The following is a 22,426-nucleotide window of genomic DNA, read 5'->3' on the forward strand; positions in this document are numbered from 1 at the left end:
CGGCGGCGCACAGCGGGCGGACGGCCCGCGACCGGGCACAAGGGGGCGGCCATGACGGAGACCCAGGAGAAGGAGCGGCCCCCGGGGGAGGGACAGCGGGGGATCGCGCATCTGGTCTGCGGGCGCCGGGCCAAGTGGGTGGTGCTCGTCCTGTGGCTGGTGGCGCTCTTCGTGACCGCCCCGCTCGCGCAGAAGCTGAGCGACGCGCAGGACAACGACGCCGCCTCCTGGCTGCCCGGATCCGCGGAATCCACCCAAGTCCTGGAGATCTCCGAGGACTTCAGGCCGGAACAGATCCCCGCGGTCGTCGTCTACGCCCGTGCCGACGGCCTCACGGCACAGGACCGCGCCGCGATCACCGAGGACGTGGCCCAGCTCAAGCAACTGTCGGACCACGGTATTCGGGGCGCCGAGACGCGGGGCCCGGTCTTCGACCGCGAGGTGGATCCGCGCGCGGCCCAGGTCCAGGTTCCGATCACGATGGACGAGCAGGGCTGGGACCGTATCGCCCCGGCCGTCGACTCCATCCAGGACGTCGTCGGGAAGGGCGGCGGCGGACTGAGCGTGTACATCACGGGTCCGGGCGGCACGTCGGCGGACTTCGCCGAGGCGTTCGAGGGCATCGACTCCACGCTCCTGCTCTCGGCGATGGCGGTCGTCATCGTCATGCTCCTGATCACCTACCGCAGCCCGACCCTGCTGCTGGTGCCGCTGGTCGCCGTGATCGTCGCCCTGTTCACCGCGCAGGCCCTCATCTACCTCCTGGCGGAACACGCGGGCCTGACGGTCAACGGCCAGAGCGCCGGCATCCTCACGGTCCTGGTGTTCGGCGCGGGCACCGACTACGCCCTGCTGCTCGTCGCCCGCTACCGGGAAGAGCTACGCCATCACGAGGACCGCCACGAGGCGATGGCCCTTGCCCTGCACCGGGCGGGCCCGGCGGTGCTCGCCTCCGGCGCGACGGTCGTGCTGAGCATGCTGGTGCTGCTGGCCGCGGAGATGAACTCCACGAGCGGTCTCGGCCCGGTGGCCGCGATCGGTGTGGGAGTGGGTCTGCTGGCGATGATGACCCTCTTCCCCGCGCTCCTCGTGATCTGCGGCCGCTGGATCTTCTGGCCGGTGATCCCGCATGTCGGCGCGGAGAACCCGCACGAACGCGGCATCTGGGCCCGCATGGGCCGCAACATCGCCCGCCGCCCCCGCATGACCTGGGCCATCACGGCCGCGGTCCTCGCGGTCTGCTCCCTGGGCCTGATCCAACTGCGCGCCGAGGGTCTGAGCAACGCCGACGCGTTCACCGACAAGCCGGAGTCGATCACCGGCCAGGAGATCTCCGAACGCTACTTCCCGGCCGGCAGCGGCGACCCGCTGGTCGTCGTCAGCAACCAGGCCCAGGCGCAACAGGTGGGCCGCGCGGTCGCCGACACCGAGGGCGTGGTCCCCGAATCCCTGGGCCTGCCGCCCGGGACCAAACCGGTGTTCGACGGCAAGGTGCTCTTCGAGGCGACGATGACCGCACCGGCCGACAGCGAGGCCGCCAAGCAGACGGTCGAACGGGTACGGGACGCCGTCCACGCCGTCCCGGACGCGGACGCCCAGGTGGGCGGCGGTACGGCAGCCCTGCTGGACGCCGACGAGGCGACCACGCACGACAACATCCTGATCATCCCGCTGGTGCTGGTCGTGGTGATGCTGATCCTCGCGGCCCTGCTGCGTGCCGTCGTCGCGCCCCTGTTGCTGATCGGCACGGTGATCCTGTCCTTCGCGGCGGCGTTGGGCATCAGCGCGCTGGCCTTCAGGCACCTTTTCGACTACGCGGGCGAGTCGACCGACTTCCCTCTGTTCGTCTTCGTCTTCCTGGTGGCCCTGGGCATCGACTACAACATCTTCCTCACCACCCGCATCCGCGAGGAGGCCGCCCACCAGGGCACCCGCCAAGGCGTCATCACCGGTCTCGCCGCCACGGGAGCGGTCATCACCTCGGCCGGCCTGGTCCTGGCCGGCACCTTCGCCGCCCTCGGCACCCTCCCCATGGTCGCCTTCGCCGAAATCGGCTTCGCGGTGGCACTCGGGGTGCTACTGGACACCTTCATCGTGCGATCGGTACTGGTGACGTCCCTGTTCCTGGACGTGGGCCCGAACATCTGGTGGCCACATCGGCTGGCTCGGGAGGATGGGGGTGCGCGGGTGGTCGCGGAGGTGGGGCAGAGTGCGGGACGGCGGGAAACGTAGTCCCTGCCTCGCCAACGCCGGTCCGCGTGACGTCCCAGCCCGTCCGGCGCTTGAGGACAAGGCCCCTTCAGGGCCGGAGCGGGGCCTGGGGCGGCAGTCCCAGCGGGGTCCAGGGGCGGAGACCCTGGCGGCGGTCGAAAGGGCGGAGCCCCCGGGCAGGTCGGACCCACGAGCCCCCGGCCGCCTCTCCAACGGCCACCCGCCCCAGCCCGTCCGGCGCTTGAGGACAAGGCCCCTTCAGGGCCGGAGCGGGGCCTGAGGCGGCAGCCCCAGCAGGGTCCAGGGGCGGAGACCCTGGCGGCGGTCGAAAGGGCGGAGCCCCCGGCAGGTCGGACCCACGGCCCCCGCCGCCTCTCCAACGGCCACCCGCCCCAGCCCGTCCGGCGCTTGAGGACAAGGCCCCTTCAGGACCGGAGCGGAGCCTGAGGCGGCAGCCCCAGCAGGGTCCAGGGGCGGAGACCCTGGCGGCGGTCGAAAGGGCGGAGCCCCCGGCAGGTCGGACCCACGGCCCCCGCCGCCTCTCCAACGGCCACCCGCCCCAGCCCGTCCGGCGCTTGAGGACAAGGCCCCTTCAGGGCCGGAGCGGGGCCTGGGGCGGCAGCCCCAGCGGGGTCCAGGGGCGGGGCCCCTAGCGGGGTCGAAGGGGCGGAGCCCCTGGGGATGGGACGGGTAGGGGCGGCGGGGGCGAAAACCCCCAGGCCCCACGAACCCCGCTCAGCCCACCCGCCGCATCAACGCCAAATACATCGCATCCGTCCCATGCACATGAGGCCACAACTGCACATCAGGCCCCTCCCCCAACTCCGGCACCCCCGGCAACAACCCCCGAGCATCCACCAGTTCCACCCCACCCCGCTCCTTCAGCACGTCGTCCACGACCACCCGAGTCTCGGCAAGATGCGGCGAACACGTGGCGTACCCGACCACACCCCCCACCCGCACGGAGTCGATCGCATTACGCAACAACGCCCGCTGCAACGGACCGAACCCGTCCAGATCCTCCGGCCGCCGCCGCCACCGCGCCTCCGGCCGCCGCCGCAACGCCCCGAGCCCGGTACAAGGCACATCCACCAGCGCCCGGTCAAAACTCCCGGCCCGCCAGGGCGGCCGAGTCCCATCGGCGGCGATGACCTGATACGGCCCCGGATTCCCGTCCAACGCCCTGGCCACCAACCCCGCCCGATGCGGCTGCTTCTCGGAGGCGAGCAACACGGCCCCCCGCTCAGCGGCCAGCGCACCGAGCAGCGCCGCCTTCCCCCCGGGCCCCGCACACCCGTCGAGCCACTTCTCGTCCCGCCCGTCGAGCGGAGCATTGGCGAGGGCAACGGCGACCAACTGGCTCCCCTCGTCCTGCACCCCCGCCCGCCCCTCCCGCACGGCCTCGATCGCCCCCGGCTCCCCGCCCTCGGCGAGCCGCACGGCATACGGCGACCAGCGCCCCGGCACCGCGGCCTCCTCACCGAGCAGCTCGTCACGCGTCGACCGCCCGGGCCGCGCGACCAGCGTCACCTCGGGCCGCTCGTTGTCGGCCTCCAGCAGCGCCTCGATCCCGGCCCGTCCACCACCGAGCGAGTCCCACAGCGCGGAGACGACCCACCGCGGATGCGAGTGCACGACGGCGAGATGGTCCTCCGCGTCCTCCTCGTACGGCGGCGCGATCCGCTGGATCCACCCGTCGAGATCGTCCTGAGCGACCTTCCGCAGCACGGCGTTGACGAACTTCGCACGCCCGTCACCGAGCACCACCCGGGCGAGCTCGACGGACGCCGACACCGCGGCATGCGTGGGAATGCGCGTCCCCAGCAGCTGATGCACACCCAGACCGAGCACATCGAGCACCGGCGGGTCGACCTCCCGCAACGGCCGGTCCACACACGCCGCGATGATCGCGTCGTACGTCCCCTGCCGCCGCAGCGTCCCGTACACCAGCTCGGTCGCGAGCGCGGCGTCCCGCCCGTCGAAGTCACCCTTCTCGCGCGCCTTGCGCAGCAGCGGCGGCAGCACGAGATTGGCGTAGGCGTCCCGCTCGTCCACGGCGCGCAGCGCGTCGAAGGCGAGGATGCGGACGGGGTCCTTCTTGGGCCGTCGGTAGGGCTTGCCGGTTCTACGGGGCCGACGGGAGGTGTCGCTCACGAAAAGGTGCTCCGGATTGCTGGTCGAGATGTACGCCCAGCCTACGTCGCACCCCCATCGCGGCGTACGCCCGGTTACGCCCCGAGGCTCTCCCCGTCGGCGATCCGCACACCGCGCGCCCAGTCCGCGGCCCGCATCGGCTTCTTGCCCTGTGCCTGCACCCACAGCAACTCGACGGCGTACGACCCCGTCCCGACGTACACGTCGTTCTTCCCGACGGACAGCGCACCGGGCGCGAGGTCGTCCCGTCCCGGTACCGGCCGCACCTGGATGAGCTTGAGCCGCTCACCGCGGAAGACGGTCCAGGCACCCGGCGCGGGCGTGCACCCCCGCACGAGCCGGTCGACGCGCAGGGAGGGGGCGCTCCAGTCGATATGGGCGTCCTCGACGTTGACCTTGGGAGCGAGGGTGATCCCGTCGGACGGCTGCGGTACGGCCTTCAGCGTGCCGTCCTCGATCCCGTCCATGGTCGCGGCGAGCAGCCCGGCGCCCGCGAAGGCGAGCCGGGTCAGCAGGTCACCGCTGGTGTCGGTGGGCCGGATCGACTCGGTGACCGTGCCGTAGACGGGTCCGGAGTCGAGGCCCTCCTCGATCAGGAAGGTCGAGGCGCCCGTGATCTCGTCGCCCGCCATGATGGAGTGCTGCACGGGCGCGGCCCCGCGCCAGGCGGGCAGCAGCGAGAAGTGCAGGTTGACCCAGCCATGGGCCGGAACGTCGAGGGCGACGCGCGGCAGCAGGGCTCCGTACGCGACGACCGGGCAGCAGTCCGGCGCGATCTCCCGGAGCCGCTCCAGGAATTCGGGGTCCCGCGGCTTGGCGGGCTTCAGCACCTCGATGCCGGCCTCCTCGGCCCGCTCGGCCACCGGGCTCGCCACGAGCCGGCGCCCACGCCCGGCCGGCGCGTCGGGCCGCGTGACGACGGCGGCCACGTCGTGCCGCCCGGAGGCGATCAGAGCGTCCAGAGCGGGAACGGCGACCTCGGGGGTACCGGCGAAGACAAGCTTCATGGGTGGGCACGGGCCTCTCGGGCGGGCTGACAGGGGCAACGCACAAGTCTATTGCCGTACGGCGCACGGACTCACCAGGAGGCGCACGGACGCTCGGGTCCACTACATACGCCCGGACGGGTGACATGCCGAATCGGCAGGCAGAAGCCCGAGGTGGCAAGGCGTGCGTGCCCCCGCCCAGGGCGTAGGCATATGCCCACACGCCCCCACTGCGTGACCCGCGGAGCGCTGCCGCGTTGGTCAAGAAAGAGTTGACCACAAAGGGCCGCAAGCGCCGCATCCGTATTCGCGGCCCACTCCTTCAACGCCGGTTCGAGAGGCTTGTTCATGGCCGACCACGCAACCCACGACGCCCAGGCTCGGGCCAGCCTGCACTTGCTGGTGCGGGACATCGAGCGGGTCCGCCGGCAGGTGGACGCACTGCGCACGCTCACCGCGCAACTGGGCAACGTCTACCGCCCGCGCCGCTCCGGCCCCTCCACGGGCTTCGTCGTCTACGGACGCGCACCCGCCCCGACGGTCCGTCTCGCCCAGGAGCTTCGGGACAGTGTCGAGACCCTGGTCACGGCAGCCGTGGACTTCGACCGCTCGCTCGGCTTCTCCTGGGACGCGGTGGGCAGCGCCCTCGGCGTCACCAAGCAGGCTGTCCACCGCCGCTACGGCGCCCGTCGCGCGGCCACCCAGGCCGCGGCGGAGGCCGAGCGGACCACCGAGCCCTCGGGCACCCGGACGGTCAACGTCTCCACCACCCTCCCCACGGTGCCGACGGTCCCCGCCGCCCGCTCCATGCCGACCCAGCCGACGGCGGGCAGCCCCGGCCTGCGCGACGAGGCCAGGCCCACGGCGTTCCCGGGCCCGCGCAACGGCTGACCCCCCTGAACTCTGCCCTCCCGGAGCGCACCCGGGAGGGCAGAACCATGCCCGGCCCCTCGCGGTCTGCCGGAACCGGCGGGCCGCAGGGAAACTCAAGCAAGCACGGCGCCCCCCACCCTGACCTGGTGTCAGCTTCCCCGGCCGTCACCCGATATCCGGCGGATCGATCCGAACCCGCACGGCCGCGACCTCCCCCGCTCCGGCGCCACTCCCCCCACGCGCCATTCGCGCGGCCTGCGCGGTCTTGAGCGCGGCTGCCAACGCGGCCCCGCTCCCCGGCGGAACCCGCACCAGCGCCCGTTCCCAGTGCTCCCCCGGCGGCGGCGCCCCCACGCGCCGAGGCCGGCCTGCCGCGGTGACGGGCATGGGCACGGGCCCCAACACCTCGGCGTCCGGCGGCAGTTCCGCCGTACGCAGAAACTCGGCGATCGCGTCCCCGGGCCCGGCCACGGACGCCATCCGGGACACCGGCGGAAACCCCAGCTCGGCCCGCTCGGCGAGCTCCCGCACCGCGTGCCCGACGGGATCCCAGCGCACCAGCGCCTGTACGGGGCGCAGGGTGGGCTCGGCGACGACGACCACCGTCCCCCCGGCGCCCTGCGGCCGTACCAGCGCGGCGGCCGCGATCCAACGCCGCAACGCGTCCTCGCCGGCCCGCAGATCGGGCCGCCCGAGCATCGCCCAGCCGTCCAGCAGCAGGGCCGCGGCATATCCGCCCTCGGCGACGGGCTCGGCGCCCGGTGTGCTCACCACCAGCGAAGGTGTGCCCGGCACGGTGTCCAGGACATGCTCACGGCCGGAGGTCCGCACCGGCACGGCGGGAAAGGCCCGCCCCAACTCCTCGGCGGTCCGCCGCGCCCCCACCACCTGGGCCCGCAGCCGGAACCCGCCGCACTCCGGGCAGTGCCAGCCGCCCTCCTCGCGCCCGCACCACCCACACCGCAGATCGGCCCCGGATCCGTGTGCCTCCAGCGGCCCGGCACAGTGTCGGCATCTGGCGGGGGCACGGCAGTTGGCGCAGGCCATCCGTGGCACGTACCCCCGCCGGGGCACCTGCACGAGCACCGGCCCGTGCCGCAGCCCTTCCCGCACCGCCTGCCAGGCGAGAGTGGGCAACCGGGCGGCCCGCGCGGCCTCGTCACGCGCGAGATCCTGGTCCCCCACGGTCCGTACCAGCGGAGCGGCACCGCGTACCTGCTCCCGCGCGGCGACCAGCGGCCGGGCCCAGCCGCTCTCCACGAGCTGCGCGGCCTCGACCGTGCAGCTCCAACTCCCCAGCAGAAAGCCGCACTTGTCCTGCGCGGCCCGCAGCAACAACACCTCGCGGGCATGAGGCTGCGGAGCATGCTGCTCACTGTGGCTGTCGTCGCCGTCGTCCCAGAGAGCGACCAGCCCGAGGTTCTGCACGGGCGCGAACATGGCGGCCCGGGTCCCGACGACGGCCCGCACGCTCCCCCGCCGTACGGCGAGCCACTCCCGATACCGCTTCTCGGGCCCGGCGTCGGCGGTCAGCACCGCGTGCCGTCCCTCGCCCATCAGCGAGGTCAGGGCGGCGTCTAGGCGGGCGACGGCCCGACCGTCCGGCAGCACGACGAGCGCCCCGCGGCCGGACGCCAGCGTGGCGACGACGGCCCTCGCCAGCTCCTCACTCCACTCCGGCCCGGGCAGCGCGTTCCACACGGCCCGCGGCGCACCCCCGGAGGCGAGCGCCTCCAGAAACCCGGCTCCTCGCTCGTACCGCCCCCACGACCCCACCTCGGGCCTGCCGGGCACGGGCAGCGGCTCCGGCGAAGGCCGCTGCTCGGCCCGGGCGCTGCGCGGCGGCACGGCCAGCTGCAAGACATCGGCGAGTCCCCCGGCGTAGCGGTCGGCAACGGCCCGAGTGAGCCCCAAGAGCTCTTCGCTCAGCACCCGCTCGGGCGAAACGACCTGAGCCAGAGCGGCCAGCGGTCCCGCGTAGTCGGACTCGGCAACCCGCTCCACGAGAAACCCGTCGATGAGCCCGCCGCCCTCGCGCCGCCCGTCCCGCACCCGGTGCCGCCCGGCCCCGAACCGCACCCGCACCCGCACCCCGGGCTGCGCGTCGGCGTCGAGCTCCTCGGGCACGGCGTAGTCGAAGTACCGGTCAAGGTGCAGCACACCCTTGTCGACCAGCACCCGCGCGACCGGCAACTCTTTGGCGAGACTGGCTCCCCGCCACGTCCTCGGCTTGGCCCGCGGAGCCTTGCGCACACTCTCCCGAATGAGCGCGAGCTGCTCCGGCGACGCCCCCTCGGCCCCGCCGTCCCCAGTCCCGTTCTCGCTGCTCACCCTTGCATTCTTACCAAACCGCACTGACATCGGACGCCGGCCCGGGGTCACCTCAGGACATCATCGGCCGCCCGACGGGCACCTACGACGACGGGGTGGCCGACAGCGCGAGGCCCGGCGCCCCCGAAGGGGAACCGGGCCTCGCGAAAGAACGACGGGTCAGGCCGAGGACCTACAGCCCCGCGGCCTGGCGCAGCGCGTCCACCCGATCCGTCCGCTCCCAGGTGAACTCCGGCAGCTCTCGGCCGAAGTGCCCGTACGCCGCGGTCTGGGCGTAGATCGGGCGGAGCAGGTCCAGGTCGCGGATGATCGCGGCCGGGCGGAGGTCGAAGACCTCGTCGATGGCCTTCTCGATCTTCTCGGCGTCGATCTTGGCCGTGCCGAACGTCTCGACGAACAGACCGACCGGCTCGGCCTTGCCGATCGCGTACGCCACCTGCACCTCGCAACGGGAGGCGAGACCGGCCGCTACGACGTTCTTGGCGACCCAGCGCATCGCGTACGCCGCCGAACGGTCCACCTTGGACGGGTCCTTGCCGGAGAACGCGCCACCGCCGTGGCGGGCCATGCCGCCGTAGGTGTCGATGATGATCTTTCGGCCGGTCAGCCCCGCGTCGCCCATCGGACCGCCGATCTCGAAGCGGCCGGTCGGGTTGACCAGAAGGCGGTAGTTCTCGGTGTCCAGCTTGATGCCGTCGTCCAGCAGGGCCTTCAGCTCCGGCTCGACCACGAACTCCTGGATGTCGGGCGCCAGGAGCGAGTCCAGGTCGATGTCCGAGGCGTGCTGGGAGGAGACGACGACCGTGTCCAGGCGGACCGCCTTGTCACCGTCGTACTCGATGGTGACCTGCGTCTTGCCGTCGGGGCGCAGGTACGGGATGGTGCCGTTCTTGCGGACCTCGGACAGGCGCTTGGACAGGCGGTGCGCCAGGAAGATCGGCAGCGGCATCAGGGTGGGCGTCTCGTCCGACGCGTAGCCGAACATCAGGCCCTGGTCACCGGCGCCCTGGCGGTCCAGCTCGTCCTCGTCGCCCTCGACCCGCGACTCGTACGCCGTGTCCACACCCTGCGCGATGTCCGGGGACTGCGCGCCGATCGAGACCGAGACACCGCAGGAGGCGCCGTCGAAGCCCTTCTTCGAGGAGTCGTAGCCGATCTCGAGGATCTTGCTCCGGACCAGCGTCGCGATGTCCGCGTACGTCTTGGTGGTGACCTCTCCGGCCACGTGCACCAGGCCGGTGGTGATCAGGGTCTCGACAGCGACCCGGGATGACGGGTCCTCGCGCAGAAGCGCGTCGAGAATGGTGTCGCTGATCTGGTCAGCGATCTTGTCGGGGTGACCCTCGGTCACGGACTCCGAGGTGAACAGGCGACGGGACACAACGCTCCCTGGGGTTGCAGCGGCTGCTGGCTGATCATTGGCGGACGGGACGGGGGCTGCGCCCGGCGTCGTCCTAGGACAGTTTATCTGTCGTGCCCGGTCACGGACCCCCTGTCTCGCCTCTCGGGAGCGCTGTGACCTGCGGCACGGGCATTCTGCCCACTCTCACACACCCTTGACCAGGGACGCCACACCCGAATCCAGCGAGCCACGAGAGAAGCCCGAGCGCATCAAACAATTCACCCCAACCGTCGCGCCACCAGGTCCCACACGATTTCGGCCAGGGCTTCCTTCGGACCGTGCGGCACGGGTGTCTCGCTGCCGTCGGCGCCCAGCACGACCGCCTCGTTCTCCTCGGATCCGAAGGTCTTGCGCTCCCCCACCTCGTTCACCACGAGGAGGTCGCAGCCCTTGCGCTCCAGCTTCTTGCGACCGTTGGCGAGGACGTCGTCCGTCTCGGCGGCGAACCCGACGATCACCTGGCCGGGACGGGCACGGTCGGTCGAGATCTCCGCGAGGATGTCCGGATTACGCACCAGGACGATGGGCTCCGGCTCCTGGCCGTCCTTCTTCTTGATCTTCCCGGCGGCGTACGTCGCCGGGCGGAAGTCGGCGACCGCCGCAGCCATGACCACCGCGTCGGCGTCCGAGGCCGCCTTGAGGACCGCCTCCCGCAGCTGTACGGCCGTGCCCACCGGCACTACGTCCACACCCGCCGGGTCGGGCAGCGCGGTGTTCGCGGCGATCAGCGTGACGCGGGCACCGCGGGCGGCGGCGGTGCGGGCGAGGGCGTAGCCCTGCTTGCCGGAGGACCGGTTGCCGAGGAAGCGGACGGGGTCGAGGGGCTCGCGGGTGCCGCCGGCGCTGACCACGATGTGCCGGCCCTTGAGGTCCGGCTCGGTGACGCCCCGGGCCAGCACCCGGCGGCAGACCTCGAAGATCTCCGCGGGGTCGGGCAACCGCCCCTTGCCGGTGTCGACGCCGGTGAGGCGGCCGACGGCGGGCTCGATGACGACGGCGCCGCGGCGGCGCAGGGTCGCCACGTTCTCCTGGGTGGCCGGGTGCTCCCACATCTCGGTGTGCATGGCGGGGGCGAAGACCACCGGGCAGCGGGCGGTGAGCAGGGTGTTGGTCAGCAGGTCGTCGGCGAGGCCGTGGGCGGCCTTGGCGAGGATGTCCGCTGTGGCCGGGGCGACCACCACCAGGTCGGCGTGCTGTCCGATGCGGACGTGCGGCACCTCGTGGACGTCGTCCCAGACCTCCGTCGAGACGGGGTGGCCGGACAGCGCGGACCAGGTGGCGGCGCCGACGAAGTGCAGCGCGGAGGCGGTGGGGACGACGCGTGCGTCGTGTCCCGACTCCGTCAGCCGCCGCAGCAGCTCACAGGCCTTGTACGCGGCAATGCCGCCGCTGACCCCCAGAACGACCTTCGGCTTGTCCACCGGGCCTCCCACTCGTTGAACCGACAACCCCATGACACACCACAGGCCCGACAGTCGGGCTGCCGGGCCTGTGGAAAAGCCAGCTCAAAGCTGAAAATACTACTTACTGCGCCGGGCCCTCGACGGCCTCGGAGGTCAGGAGACCCGCGTTGATCTCGCGCAGGGCGATCGAGAGCGGCTTCTCGTGCACGTGGGTGTCGACGAGCGGACCGACGTACTCGAGGAGGCCCTCGCCGAGCTGCGAGTAGTACGCGTTGATCTGGCGGGCCCGCTTGGCCGCGTAGATCACGAGGCTGTACTTCGAGTCGGTGGCCTCGAGGAGCTCGTCGATCGGCGGGTTGATGATGCCCTCGGGCGCGGAGATGGAAGAGGACACGCTCTACCTTCCGATGGATGGGAAAGATTCAGTGTAAATGATCAAACCTGAACGATCAGGCACGATCACACAACGTCCATCAAGGCTAGCAGCTCGCGCGCCACGTCCTCGACGGAGGTGTTGACCAAGGTCATGTCGAACTCCGGCTCGGCCGCCAGCTCGACCTTCGCCGCGTCCAGGCGGCGTTCGATCACCTCGGGCGGCTCGGTGCCACGTCCGGTGAGCCGGCGCACCAGCTCCTCCCAGGAGGGAGGGGCGAGGAACACCAGCCGGGCGTCGGCCATGGACTCGCGGACCTGCCGCGCACCCTGGAGGTCGATCTCCAGCAGCACGGGCTCGCCCGCCTCCAGCCGCTCCAGCACGGCCGCGCGCGGTGTGCCGTAGCGGTTGCCGGCGAACTCGGCCCACTCCAGCAGCTCCCCGTTGGCGATCAGCTTGTCCATCTCGTCGTCGGTGACGAAGAAGTAGTGGACTCCATGCCGCTCACCGGGGCGGGGCTTGCGGGTCGTCGCCGACACCGAGAGCCAGACCTCGGGGTGTTCCTTGCGCATATGGGCGACGACCGTGCTCTTGCCGACCCCGGAGGGGCCGGAGAGCACGGTCAGCCGCGGACGTACGTCCGGGGGCTCGGGGGTCGTCCCCCGGAATGTTGCAGCCATGCAGCGATTATTCCAGCAATCCCGGAGTGCCCGGGACTCCCTGTCCCAACAGCACGGGACTCAGGAGCCGGTGCTGCCGAACTCACGCTCCAGGGAGGCGATCTGGTTCGAGCCGAGGCCACGCACGCGGCGGCTCTCGGAGATGCCGAGTCGCTCCATGATCTGCTTGGCGCGGACCTTGCCCACGCCCGGCAGGGACTCGAGCAGTGCGGAGACCTTCATCTTGCCGATGACGTCGTTCTCCTGGCCCTGCTTGATGACCTCGTGAAGGGAGGCGCCGGAGTGCTTGAGTCGATTCTTGACCTCGGCCCGCTCCCGGCGAGCCGCGGCGGCCTTTTCGAGCGCGGCTGCGCGCTGTTCAGGGGTAAGGGGCGGAAGAGCCACGCCTACGTCACCTCGGATGTCGAACTGTCGGATACGGACCGGTGAGGAACCTAGTCGCCCCACACCTGGGGAGCCACGAGCAACACGCTGCCCGTTCTCCCCCACTGCCGGAAGGGCGTGGGAGGCTCCCTCACTCGTCGGAGACTAGCGGTCAAGTCCGCCAGAGTCAGCGAGAACAGCGGAAAAGTCCTGGTCAGCCTCCGTCAGGCCGGATATTTAGGACATAATGCCCAGGATTTGAGGATGTATTCAGACTCAAGTCGGCCGCCGACCGCACGTCGGAGCACTCCCCGACCGGCTCGAACGCGTCCGACGGCGGTCAGGCGCCCGACACAGCACCGGCGATCTCGTCGGCGAAGCGTGACGCGGCGTCACGCAGCGCGACGACGTCCGGTCCGTGCCGCAGCACACCGCGACTGACATTCGGGACGACATTGCGCACCGCCGCGCCGAAGACCCGCGGCAGATCGGCCGGCGTGGCGCCCTGGGCGCCGATGCCGGGGGCGAGGAGCGGACCGTTGATGGCGAGGTCGTACGAGGACAGGTCACCGAGCGTGGCACCGACGACGGCCCCGAAGGAGCCCATGGGCGCCTCACCCTCGTTCTCGGCCGCCAGGTGGGCCAGCATCGTCGCGCCGACGCTCCGACCGTCCGCGCGGACCGCGTGCTGCACCTCGCCGCCCTCCGGATTCGAGGTCAGCGCGAGCACGAACAGACCCGAGCCGCTCTCCCGCGCCAAAGCGATCGCCGGCGAGAGCGAGCCGTAGCCGAGGTACGGCGACACGGTCAGCGCGTCGGAGAACAGCGGAGAGTCCTTGCGCAGGAAGGACTCCGCGTACGCGGCCATGGTCGAGCCGATGTCGCCGCGCTTGGCGTCCATCACGACCAGCGCGCCGGCCGCCCGCGCCTCCTCGACCGACTTCTCCAGGACGGCGACGCCGCGCGACCCGAAACGCTCGAAGAACGCGCTCTGCGGCTTCAGCACCGCGACCCGGTCGGCCATCGCCTCGACGACCGTACGGCTGAACCTCTCCAGGCCGGCCACGTCGTCGTTCAGGCCCCACTCGGCGAGCAGGGAGGCGTGCGGGTCGATGCCGACGCACAGGGGGCCGCGCTCGTCCATGGAGTGGCGCAGTCGTGCTCCGAAGGACTCGGTCATACCGTCTTCCTCACGTCGGCGCCGACGGCGTCGGCGAGGGTGGCGTGCGGGCTGGTGCGCAGACGCGCGGCGAGCCCCTTGTGGATGGCACGGCCCCAGAAGGGCCCTTCGTAGATGAAGGCGCTGTATCCCTGCACGAGCGTGGCGCCGGCGAGGATGCGCTGCCAGGCGTCCTCGGCGTTCTCGATGCCGCCGACGCCCACCAGGGTGATGCGGTCGCCCACGCGCGCGTAGAGGCGCCTGAGCACCTCCAGGGAGCGCGCCTTCAGCGGGGCGCCGGAGAGACCGCCGGTCTCCTTGACCAGCGTGGGTTCGGATCCCAAACCGAGTCCCTCGCGCGCGATGGTGGTGTTCGTGGCGATGATCCCGTCCAGGCCGAGCTCGACGGCCAGGTCGGCGACGGCGTCGACGTCCTCGTCGGCGAGGTCCGGCGCGATCTTCACCAGCAGCGGCACACGGCGGGTGGTGACCGTGCGGTCGGCGGCCTGGCGCACCGCGCTCAGCAGCGGTCGCAGGACCTCGGTGGCCTGGAGGTTGCGCAGGCCGGGCGTGTTGGGCGAGGAGACGTTCACGACCAGGTAGTCGGCGTACGGCGCGAGCCGCTCGGTCGACTTCACGTAGTCGCCGGTGGCCTCCGCCTCCGGGACGATCTTGGTCTTGCCGATGTTGACGCCGACGACCGTCCTGAAGACCGGCTCCCGGGACGCCAGGCGGGCCGCCACGGCCAGCGAGCCGTCGTTGTTGAAGCCCATTCGGTTGATCAGCGCCCGGTCCTTCACAAGGCGGAACAGCCGCTTCGTGGGGTTGCCCGGCTGCGCCTCCCCGGTCACCGTGCCGATCTCGACGTGGTCGAAGCCCAGCATCGACATCCCGTCGATCGCGACCGCGTTCTTGTCGAAGCCGGCGGCGAGCCCGAAGGGACCGTGCATGCGCAGGCCGAAGGCCTCGGTGCGCAGTTCCTTGTACCGGGGCGCGAGCGCGGCGGCGACGAAGGTGCGCAGCACCGGGACGCGGACGGCGAGTCGGATCCAGCGGAACGCCAGGTGATGCGCCTGCTCCGGATCCATCCGTTTGAAGACCAGACGGAAGAAAAGCTTGTACATGTGGGTGTCCTCATGAAGAGGGGGACACCGTCTCCGGTGTCCCCCTCAGGGCTGCTAGTCGCGGGCCGCGGTCAGATGCTCGGCGTGTTCCTGCAAGGAACGCACGCCCACGTCACCGTGGTTGAGGGCGTCGATGCCCTGGACGGCGGCGGCGAGCGCCTGGACCGTCGTCAGACAGGGCACGGAGCGCGCCACGGCCGCCGTACGGATGTCGTAGCCGTCGAGGCGGCCACCGGTGCCGTACGGGGTGTTGACGATGAGGTCGACATCGCCGTCGTGGATGAGCTGGACGATGGTCCGCTCGCCGTTCGGGCCGGTGCCCTCGGACTGCTTGCGCACGACGGTGGCGTTGATGCCGTTGCGCTTGAGCACCTCGGCCGTGCCGGACGTGGCGAGCAGCTCGAAGCCGTGGGCGACGAGCTCGCGGGCCGGGAAGATCATCGAGCGCTTGTCACGGTTCGCGACCGAGATGAAGGCACGGCCCTTGGTCGGCAGCGGACCGTACGCGCCCGCCTGCGACTTGGCGTACGCCGTGCCGAAGACCGAGTCGATGCCCATGACCTCGCCGGTGGAGCGCATCTCCGGGCCGAGGACGGTGTCGACGCCGCGGCCGTGGATGTCGCGGAAGCGCGACCACGGCATGACGGCCTCCTTGACGGAGATCGGCGCGTCGAGCGGGAGCTCGCCGCCGTCGCCGGTCGCCGGGAGCAGCCCCTCGGCCCGCAGTTCGGCGATGGTCGCGCCCAGCGAGATCCTGGCGGCGGCCTTCGCCAGCGGCACCGCGGTCGCCTTCGAGGTGAAGGGGACGGTACGGGACGCGCGCGGGTTGGCCTCCAGGACGTACAGGATGTCGCCGGCCATCGCGAACTGGATGTTGATCAGGCCGCGTACGCCGACGCCCTTGGCGATGGCCTCGGTGGAGGCCCGCAGGCGCTTGATGTCGAACCCGCCGAGCGTGATCGGGGGCAGGGCGCACGCCGAGTCGCCGGAGTGGATACCGGCCTCCTCGATGTGCTCCATGACGCCGCCGAGGTAGAGCTCCTCGCCGTCGTAGAGGGCGTCGACGTCGATCTCGATGGCGTCGTCCAGGAACCGGTCGACGAGCACCGGCCGCGAGGGGCTGATCTCGGTCGACTCGGCGATGTAGGACTCCAGCCGGGTCTCGTCGTAGACGATCTCCATGCCGCGTCCGCCGAGGACGTACGACGGCCGCACGAGGACCGGGTAGCCGATCTCGTCCGCGATGGCCTTGGCGCCGGCGAAGGTGGTCGCGGTGCCGTGCTTGGGGGCCGGGAGGCCCGCCTCGGAGAGGACCCGCCCGAAGGCGCCCCGGTCCTCGGCGGCGTGGATGGCCTCCGGGGACGTACCGACGATCGGCACGCCGTTGTCCTTCAGCGCCTGCGACAGCCCCAGCGGGGTCTGGCCGCCGAGCTGCACGACGACACCCGCCACCGGGCCGGCCTGCTGCTCCGCGTGGACGATCTCCAGCACGTCCTCGAGCGTCAGCGGCTCGAAGTACAGGCGGTCGGAGGTGTCGTAGTCCGTGGAGACGGTCTCCGGGTTGCAGTTGACCATCACGGTCTCGTACCCGGCGTCGCTCAGCGCGAAGGAGGCGTGGACGCAGGAGTAGTCGAACTCGATGCCCTGGCCGATGCGGTTGGGACCGGAGCCCAGGATGATGACGGCCGGCTTCTCGCGCGGGGCGACCTCGGTCTCCTCGTCGTAGGAGGAGTAGAAGTACGGCGTCCTGGCGGCGAACTCGGCGGCGCAGGTGTCGACCGTCTTGTAGACCGGCCGGATGCCCAGCGCGTGCCGCACCTCGCGCACGACGTCCTCGCGCAGGCCGCGGATCTCGCCGATCTGCTGGTCGGAGAAGCCGTGCCGCTTGGCCTCGGCGAGCAGCTCGCGGGTGAGCTCCGGGGCCTCGGCGATCTCGTCGGCGATCTCCTTGATGAGGAAGAGCTGGTCGACGAACCAGGGGTCGATCTTCGTGTACTCGAAGACCTCCTCGGGCGTGGCACCCGCGCGGATGGCCTGCATGACGGCGTTGATCCGGCCGTCGGTCGGGCGGACTGCCTCTTCGAGGAGCAGGGTCTTGTCGCCGGGCTCGCCGACGAAGGTGAACTGGCTGCCCTTCTTCTCCAGCGAGCGCAGCGCCTTCTGGAAGGCCTCGGTGAAGTTGCGGCCGATGGCCATGGCCTCGCCGACGGACTTCATGGTGGTCGTCAGCGTGGAGTCGGCCTGCGGGAACTTCTCGAAGGCGAACCGGGGCGCCTTCACGACCACGTAGTCGAGCGTCGGCTCGAAGGAGGCCGGCGTCTCCTGCGTGATGTCGTTCGGGATCTCGTCGAGGGTGTAGCCGACGGCCAGCTTGGCGGCGATCTTGGCGATCGGGAAGCCGGTGGCCTTGGAGGCGAGCGCCGAGGACCGCGACACGCGCGGGTTCATCTCGATGACGATCACCCGGCCGTCCTCGGGGTTCACCGCGAACTGGATGTTGCAGCCGCCGGTGTCGACGCCGACCTCGCGGATCACCGCGATGCCGATGTCGCGCAGGATCTGGTACTCGCGGTCGGTGAGCGTCATCGCGGGCGCGACGGTGATCGAGTCGCCGGTGTGCACGCCCATCGGGTCGAAGTTCTCGATGGAGCAGACGACCACGACGTTGTCGTGCTTGTCGCGCATCAGCTCCAGCTCGTACTCCTTCCAGCCGAGGATGGACTCCTCCAGAAGCACCTCGGTGGTGGGAGACAGGGTCAGGCCCTGGCCGGCGATGCGGCGCAGCTCCTCCTCGTCGTGCGCGAAGCCGGAGCCGGCGCCGCCCATGGTGAAGGAGGGGCGGACGACGACCGGGTATCCGCCGAGCGTCTCGACGCCGGCCAGGACGTCGTCCATGGAGTGGCAGATGACCGAGCGGGCGGACTCGCCGTGCCCGATCTTGCCGCGGACGGCCTCGACGACGTCCTTGAAGAGGTCGCGGTCCTCGCCCTTGTGGATGGCCTCGACGTTGGCGCCGATCAGCTCGACGCCGTACTTCTCCAGCGTGCCCGCCTCGTTCAGCGAGATGGCCGTGTTGAGGGCCGTCTGGCCGCCCAGGGTGGGCAGCAGGGCGTCCGGCCGCTCCTTGGCGATGATCTTCTCGACGAACTCCGGGGTGATCGGCTCGACGTAGGTGGCGTCGGCGATCTCCGGGTCGGTCATGATCGTCGCCGGGTTGGAGTTCACGAGGATGACCCTGAGGCCCTCGGACTTCAGGACGCGGCACGCCTGGGTGCCGGAGTAGTCGAACTCGGCGGCCTGGCCGATGACGATCGGGCCGGAGCCGATGACCAGGACGGACTGGATATCGGTGCGCTTAGGCACGCTGGCCCTCCATCAGGGATACGAAGCGGTCGAACAGGTAGGCGGCGTCGTGCGGGCCGGCTGCCGCTTCGGGGTGGTACTGGACGCTGAAGGCCGGCTTGTCGAGGAGGTGGAGGCCCTCCACCACGTTGTCGTTGAGGCAGACGTGGGAGACCTCGGCGCGGCCGTAGGGGGTCTCGGAGACCTGGTCGAGCGGTGCGTCCACGGCGAAGCCGTGGTTGTGCGCGGTGACCTCGACCTTGCCGGTCGTACGGTCCTGCACCGGCTGGTTGATGCCTCGGTGGCCGTACTTCAGCTTGTAGGTGCCGAAGCCGAGGGCGCGGCCGAGGATCTGGTTGCCGAAGCAGATGCCGAAGAGCGGGGTGCCGCGCTCCAGGACCGCCTGCATGACGGAGACCGGGTGGTCGGCGGTGGCCGGGTCGCCGGGGCCGTTGGAGAAGAACACACCGTCCGGGTTCACGGCGAACACCTCATCGGCGGTCGCCGTCGCGGGCAGCACATGCACCTCGATGCCGCGCTCGGCCATGCGGTGCGGGGTCATGCCCTTGATGCCGAGGTCGACGGCCGCGACGGTGAACTTCTTCTCGCCGATCGCCGGGACGACGTACGCCTCCTTGGTGGCGACCTCGGCGGAGAGGTCGGCGCCCTTCATCTCGGGGGCCTGGCGGACCTCGGCGAGCATGGTGCCGTCGTCGGGCAGCGCGTTGCCGGAGAAGATGCCGACGCGCATCGCGCCGCGCTCGCGCAGATGGCGGGTGAGCGCGCGGGTGTCGATGCCGGAGATCCCGACGACGCCCTGGTGGCGCAGTTCGTCGTCGAGCGAGCGGCGGGAGCGCCAGTTGGACGGCACGCGCGCGGGGTCGCGGACGACGTAGCCGGCGACCCAGATCTGCTTGCTCTCCGGGTCCTCGTCGTTGACGCCGGTGTTGCCGACGTGCGGCGCGGTCATCACGACGACCTGGCGGTGGTACGACGGGTCGGTGAGGGTCTCCTGGTAGCCGGTCATGCCGGTGGAGAACACGGCCTCGCCGAAGGTCACCCCCACGGCCCCGTAGGCACGGCCGCGGAAGATCCGGCCGTCCTCCAGGACGAGTACCGCGGGAACCTTCTCGGCTCCCCTTGTGGAGGTCGTCATCGTTCGGCGCCTTCCGTGCTGTTGTTCTTGATCATGGAGTTAATGACGTCGACCCACTCGTTGTGCTCCGCCGCGCGGTCCGAGCGGAACCCGGAGTCGATGAGCCGCTCGCCGTGCGCCCAGGTGACGACGAGCAGGCCGCCCTCGGTCAGGACCTTGCCGGCGATGCCCTTGTCGAGCCTGGCCTCGCGCAGTTGCGCGGCGGGGACGAAGAAGTCGGCCGCGCCGGGGCGTACGACGTCCAGTCCCGCGTCCGTCAGTGTGAGCTCGACCCGGCTGCGGGTGCCGAGGCCGTGCGCCACGATGCGGTCCAGCCACTGACCGGCGGTGGTCGAGCCGTGGTAGCGGCCGCTCATGCTCAGTCTGGCCGGGCCGGGGTCGTCCGGCGCGCTGGGCAGCTCGGGCAGATCGCCCTGGAGGGTGCCGCGCCACTTCCAGCCCTCGCGCATCAGCCAGTAGACGAGCGCGATGAAGAGAGCGAGTCCGACGACCCAGCCGATGCGGGCGGCCCAGTCGGTCACGTCGGCCGACTTCTGTTCAGCGGCGAGTCCGGCTGCGAGGAGTGTTGCAGGTGTCACGTGAGCTTCCCGTCGACGAGCGTGGCCTTGCCCCGGAGCCACGTATGCGTCACACGGCCCGGCAGCTCACGTCCCTCGTACGGAGTGTTGCGGCTGCGCGAGGCGAAGCCCGCGGGGTCCACGGACCCACGGTATTCCGTGTCGACGAGCGTGAGGTTGGCGGGCTCACCAGCCGAGACGGGACGGCCGTGGCCCTTGGCCTGCCCGATCCGGGCGGGCTTGATGGACATGCGGTCGGCGACCCCGGCCCAGGTGAGGAGCCCGGTGTCCACCATGGTCTCCTGCACCACTGACAACGCGGTCTCCAGGCCGACCATCCCCATGGCGGCCGCGGCCCACTCGCAGTCCTTGTCCTCGTGCGGGTGCGGGGCGTGGTCGGTGGCGACGATGTCGATCGTGCCGTCGGCGAGCGCCTCGCGCAGGGCCATGACGTCACGCTCGGTGCGCAGCGGCGGGTTGACCTTGTAGACCGGGTTGTAGCTGCGCACCATCTCGTCGGTGAGCAGCAGGTGGTGCGGGGTGACCTCGGCGGTGACGTCGATCCCGCGGGACTTGGCCCAGCGGACGATCTCGACGGACCCGGCGGTCGACAGGTGGCAGATGTGGACTCGGGAGCCGACGTGCTCGGCGAGCAGGACGTCCCGGGCGATGATCGACTCCTCGGCCACCGCAGGCCAGCCGCCGAGGCCCAGCTCGGCGGAGACGACGCCCTCGTTCATCTGGGCGCCCTCGGTCAGCCGCGGCTCCTGCGCGTGCTGGGCGACCACGCCGCCGAAGGCCTTCACGTACTCCAGCGCGCGCCGCATGATCACGGCGTCGTCGACGCACTTGCCGTCGTCGGAGAAGACGGTGACCCCGGCGGCCGACTCGTGCATGGCACCCAGCTCGGCGAGCTTCTTGCCCTCCAGGCCGACGGTGACGGCGCCGATCGGCTGGACGTCGCAGTAGCCGTGCTCCTGCCCGAGCCGGTAGACCTGCTCGACCACGCCGGCGGTGTCGGCGACGGGGAAGGTGTTGGCCATGGCGAACACGGCCGTGAAGCCGCCGGAGGCCGCCGCGCGCGTGCCGGTCAGCACGGTCTCGGAGTCCTCGCGGCCGGGCTCGCGCAGGTGGGTGTGCAGGTCGACCAGGCCGGGCAGCAGCACCTTGCCGGCCGCCTCGACGACCTGGGCGCCCTCGTCCGACAGTCCCGTGCCTACGGCCTCGATGACGGCACCGTCGATCAGCACGTCCTGCGGCTCGTCGCCGAGCACCTTCGCACCACGGATCAGGATCTTGCTCATCTGTCTTACTTCTCCTCGGTACGGGTGTTGGTGACGGCGGGCTCGTTGCCACCGAGCAGCAGGTACAGAACGGCCATCCGGATGGAGACTCCGTTTGCGACCTGCTCGATGGCGGTGCAGCGCTCCGAGTCGGCGACCTCGGCGGTGATCTCCATGCCGCGGACCATCGGGCCGGGGTGCATCACGATGGAGTGCTCGGGCATCCGCGCCATCCGGTCGCCGTCGAGGCCGTAGCGCCGCGAGTACTCGCGCTCGGTCGGGAAGAACGCGGCGTTCATACGCTCGCGCTGTACGCGCAGCATCATCACCGCGTCGGACTTCGGCAGGGTGCTGTCGAGGTCGTACGACACCTCGCAGGGCCAGGTCTCGACGCCGACCGGCACCAGGGTCGGCGGCGCCACCAGGGTGACCTCGGCGCCGAGGGTGTGCAGCAGGTCGACGTTGGAGCGGGCGACCCGGCTGTGCAGGACGTCGCCGACGATCGTGATGCGCCGCCCGGCGAGATCCTGGCCGATCCCGGCGTCCCGGCCGACGAGCCGGCGCCGCATGGTGAAGGCGTCCAGGAGGGCCTGGGTGGGGTGCTGGTGGGTGCCGTCGCCGGCGTTGATCACGGCGGCGTCGATCCAGCCGGAGTTGGCGAGGCGGTAGGGCGCTCCGGAGGCGCCGTGCCGGATGACCACGGCGTCGACGCCCATGGCCTCCAGGGTCTGGGCGGTGTCCTTCAGGGACTCGCCCTTGGACACGCTCGACCCCTTGGCGGTGAAGTTGATGACGTCCGCCGACAGCCGCTTCTCGGCGGCCTCGAAGGAGATACGCGTGCGCGTGGAGTCCTCGAAGAAGAGGTTCACGACGGTGCGGCCGCGCAGGGTCGGCAACTTCTTGATCGGCCGGTCGGCGACCCGGGCCATCTCCTCGGCGGTGTCGAGGATCAGGACGGCGTCGTCGCGGGTGAGGTCGGCGGCCGAGATGAGATGACGCTGCATCTGTCAGGCTCCGTAAGGCAGTTGA

The 22,426-nt window shown here is 71.1% G+C and carries 17 protein-coding genes; 2 read left to right on the top strand and 15 right to left on the bottom strand.

Annotated elements, in window-relative coordinates; translation table 11 throughout:
* Positions 1-51 precede the first annotated feature (51 nt).
* The gene (locus ACIQWG_RS27480) at positions 52-2,232 is read left to right on the top strand and encodes an MMPL family transporter (RefSeq protein ID WP_404100553.1); all 2,181 of its coding nucleotides are present in this window, start codon (positions 52-54) and stop codon (positions 2,230-2,232) included.
* A 714-nt stretch (positions 2,233-2,946) separates the two neighbouring features.
* Here the strand turns inward: ACIQWG_RS27480 and ACIQWG_RS27485 are convergent.
* Positions 2,947-4,365 (bottom strand): RsmB/NOP family class I SAM-dependent RNA methyltransferase, encoded by a 1,419-nt coding sequence (locus ACIQWG_RS27485; RefSeq protein ID WP_404100555.1) that lies wholly within the window; start codon positions 4,363-4,365, stop codon positions 2,947-2,949.
* A gap of 74 nt (positions 4,366-4,439) precedes the next feature.
* Entirely contained in the window at positions 4,440-5,372 is a 933-nt protein-coding gene (gene fmt, locus ACIQWG_RS27490; protein ID WP_404100556.1) for a methionyl-tRNA formyltransferase, read from the bottom strand.
* Positions 5,373-5,699: 327 nt separating this feature from the next.
* Here fmt and ACIQWG_RS27495 point away from each other — a divergent pair, with 327 nt between their 5' ends.
* The gene (locus tag ACIQWG_RS27495; RefSeq protein WP_404100557.1) at positions 5,700-6,242 is read left to right on the top strand and encodes a hypothetical protein; all 543 of its coding nucleotides are present in this window, start codon (positions 5,700-5,702) and stop codon (positions 6,240-6,242) included.
* A 147-nt stretch (positions 6,243-6,389) separates the two neighbouring features.
* Here the strand turns inward: ACIQWG_RS27495 and ACIQWG_RS27500 are convergent, their stop codons facing one another.
* From ACIQWG_RS27500 to ACIQWG_RS27560, 13 genes are all read right to left on the bottom strand, one after another.
* Positions 6,390-8,555 carry a primosomal protein N' gene (locus ACIQWG_RS27500; protein ID WP_404100558.1) on the bottom strand — a complete coding sequence of 722 codons (2,166 nt, stop codon included), beginning with the start codon at positions 8,553-8,555 and terminating at the stop codon, positions 6,390-6,392.
* Positions 8,556-8,727: 172 nt separating this feature from the next.
* Positions 8,728-9,936 (bottom strand): methionine adenosyltransferase, encoded by a 1,209-nt coding sequence (gene metK, locus ACIQWG_RS27505; RefSeq protein ID WP_404100559.1) that lies wholly within the window; start codon positions 9,934-9,936, stop codon positions 8,728-8,730.
* Between the two features lie 239 nt (positions 9,937-10,175).
* Positions 10,176-11,378 (bottom strand): bifunctional phosphopantothenoylcysteine decarboxylase/phosphopantothenate--cysteine ligase CoaBC, encoded by a 1,203-nt coding sequence (coaBC, locus tag ACIQWG_RS27510; protein WP_404100561.1) that lies wholly within the window; start codon positions 11,376-11,378, stop codon positions 10,176-10,178.
* Positions 11,379-11,481: 103 nt separating this feature from the next.
* Positions 11,482-11,754, bottom strand: a complete 273-nt coding sequence (gene rpoZ / locus ACIQWG_RS27515) for a DNA-directed RNA polymerase subunit omega (RefSeq protein ID WP_003988945.1) — start codon at positions 11,752-11,754, stop codon at positions 11,482-11,484.
* A gap of 65 nt (positions 11,755-11,819) precedes the next feature.
* Entirely contained in the window at positions 11,820-12,413 is a 594-nt protein-coding gene (gene gmk / locus ACIQWG_RS27520; protein ID WP_404100562.1) for a guanylate kinase, read from the bottom strand.
* A 60-nt stretch (positions 12,414-12,473) separates the two neighbouring features.
* Entirely contained in the window at positions 12,474-12,797 is a 324-nt protein-coding gene (locus tag ACIQWG_RS27525) for an integration host factor (RefSeq protein ID WP_003977346.1), read from the bottom strand.
* A 319-nt stretch (positions 12,798-13,116) separates the two neighbouring features.
* Positions 13,117-13,956, bottom strand: a complete 840-nt coding sequence (gene pyrF / locus ACIQWG_RS27530; protein ID WP_404100563.1) for an orotidine-5'-phosphate decarboxylase — start codon at positions 13,954-13,956, stop codon at positions 13,117-13,119.
* Positions 13,953-15,059, bottom strand: coding sequence for a quinone-dependent dihydroorotate dehydrogenase (locus ACIQWG_RS27535; RefSeq protein ID WP_404100564.1), 1,107 nt, complete (start codon positions 15,057-15,059; stop codon positions 13,953-13,955). The genes pyrF and ACIQWG_RS27535 overlap by 4 nt, the downstream gene beginning before the upstream one ends.
* 54 nt (positions 15,060-15,113) lie before the next feature.
* A complete protein-coding gene (carB, locus tag ACIQWG_RS27540) occupies positions 15,114-18,422 on the bottom strand; it encodes a carbamoyl-phosphate synthase large subunit (protein WP_404100566.1) in 3,309 nt (1,102 codons plus the stop codon).
* On the bottom strand, positions 18,415-19,557 hold the full coding sequence (gene carA / locus ACIQWG_RS27545; protein ID WP_404100567.1) for a glutamine-hydrolyzing carbamoyl-phosphate synthase small subunit: 1,143 nt from the start codon (positions 19,555-19,557) through the stop codon (positions 18,415-18,417). Before carA ends, carB begins: the two co-directional genes overlap by 8 nt.
* On the bottom strand, positions 19,554-20,135 hold the full coding sequence (locus tag ACIQWG_RS27550) for a hypothetical protein (protein WP_404100569.1): 582 nt from the start codon (positions 20,133-20,135) through the stop codon (positions 19,554-19,556). The genes carA and ACIQWG_RS27550 overlap by 4 nt, the downstream gene beginning before the upstream one ends.
* Positions 20,132-21,418, bottom strand: a complete 1,287-nt coding sequence (locus tag ACIQWG_RS27555) for a dihydroorotase (RefSeq protein WP_404100570.1) — start codon at positions 21,416-21,418, stop codon at positions 20,132-20,134. The genes ACIQWG_RS27550 and ACIQWG_RS27555 overlap by 4 nt, the downstream gene beginning before the upstream one ends.
* A 5-nt stretch (positions 21,419-21,423) precedes the next feature.
* The gene (locus tag ACIQWG_RS27560; protein ID WP_404100571.1) at positions 21,424-22,401 is read right to left on the bottom strand and encodes an aspartate carbamoyltransferase catalytic subunit; all 978 of its coding nucleotides are present in this window, start codon (positions 22,399-22,401) and stop codon (positions 21,424-21,426) included.
* Between the last annotated feature and the right edge of the window lie 25 nt (positions 22,402-22,426).

This window comes from Streptomyces sp. NPDC098781 (genome assembly GCF_044759995.1).
Taxonomy (GTDB): Bacteria; Actinomycetota; Actinomycetes; order Streptomycetales; family Streptomycetaceae; genus Streptomyces.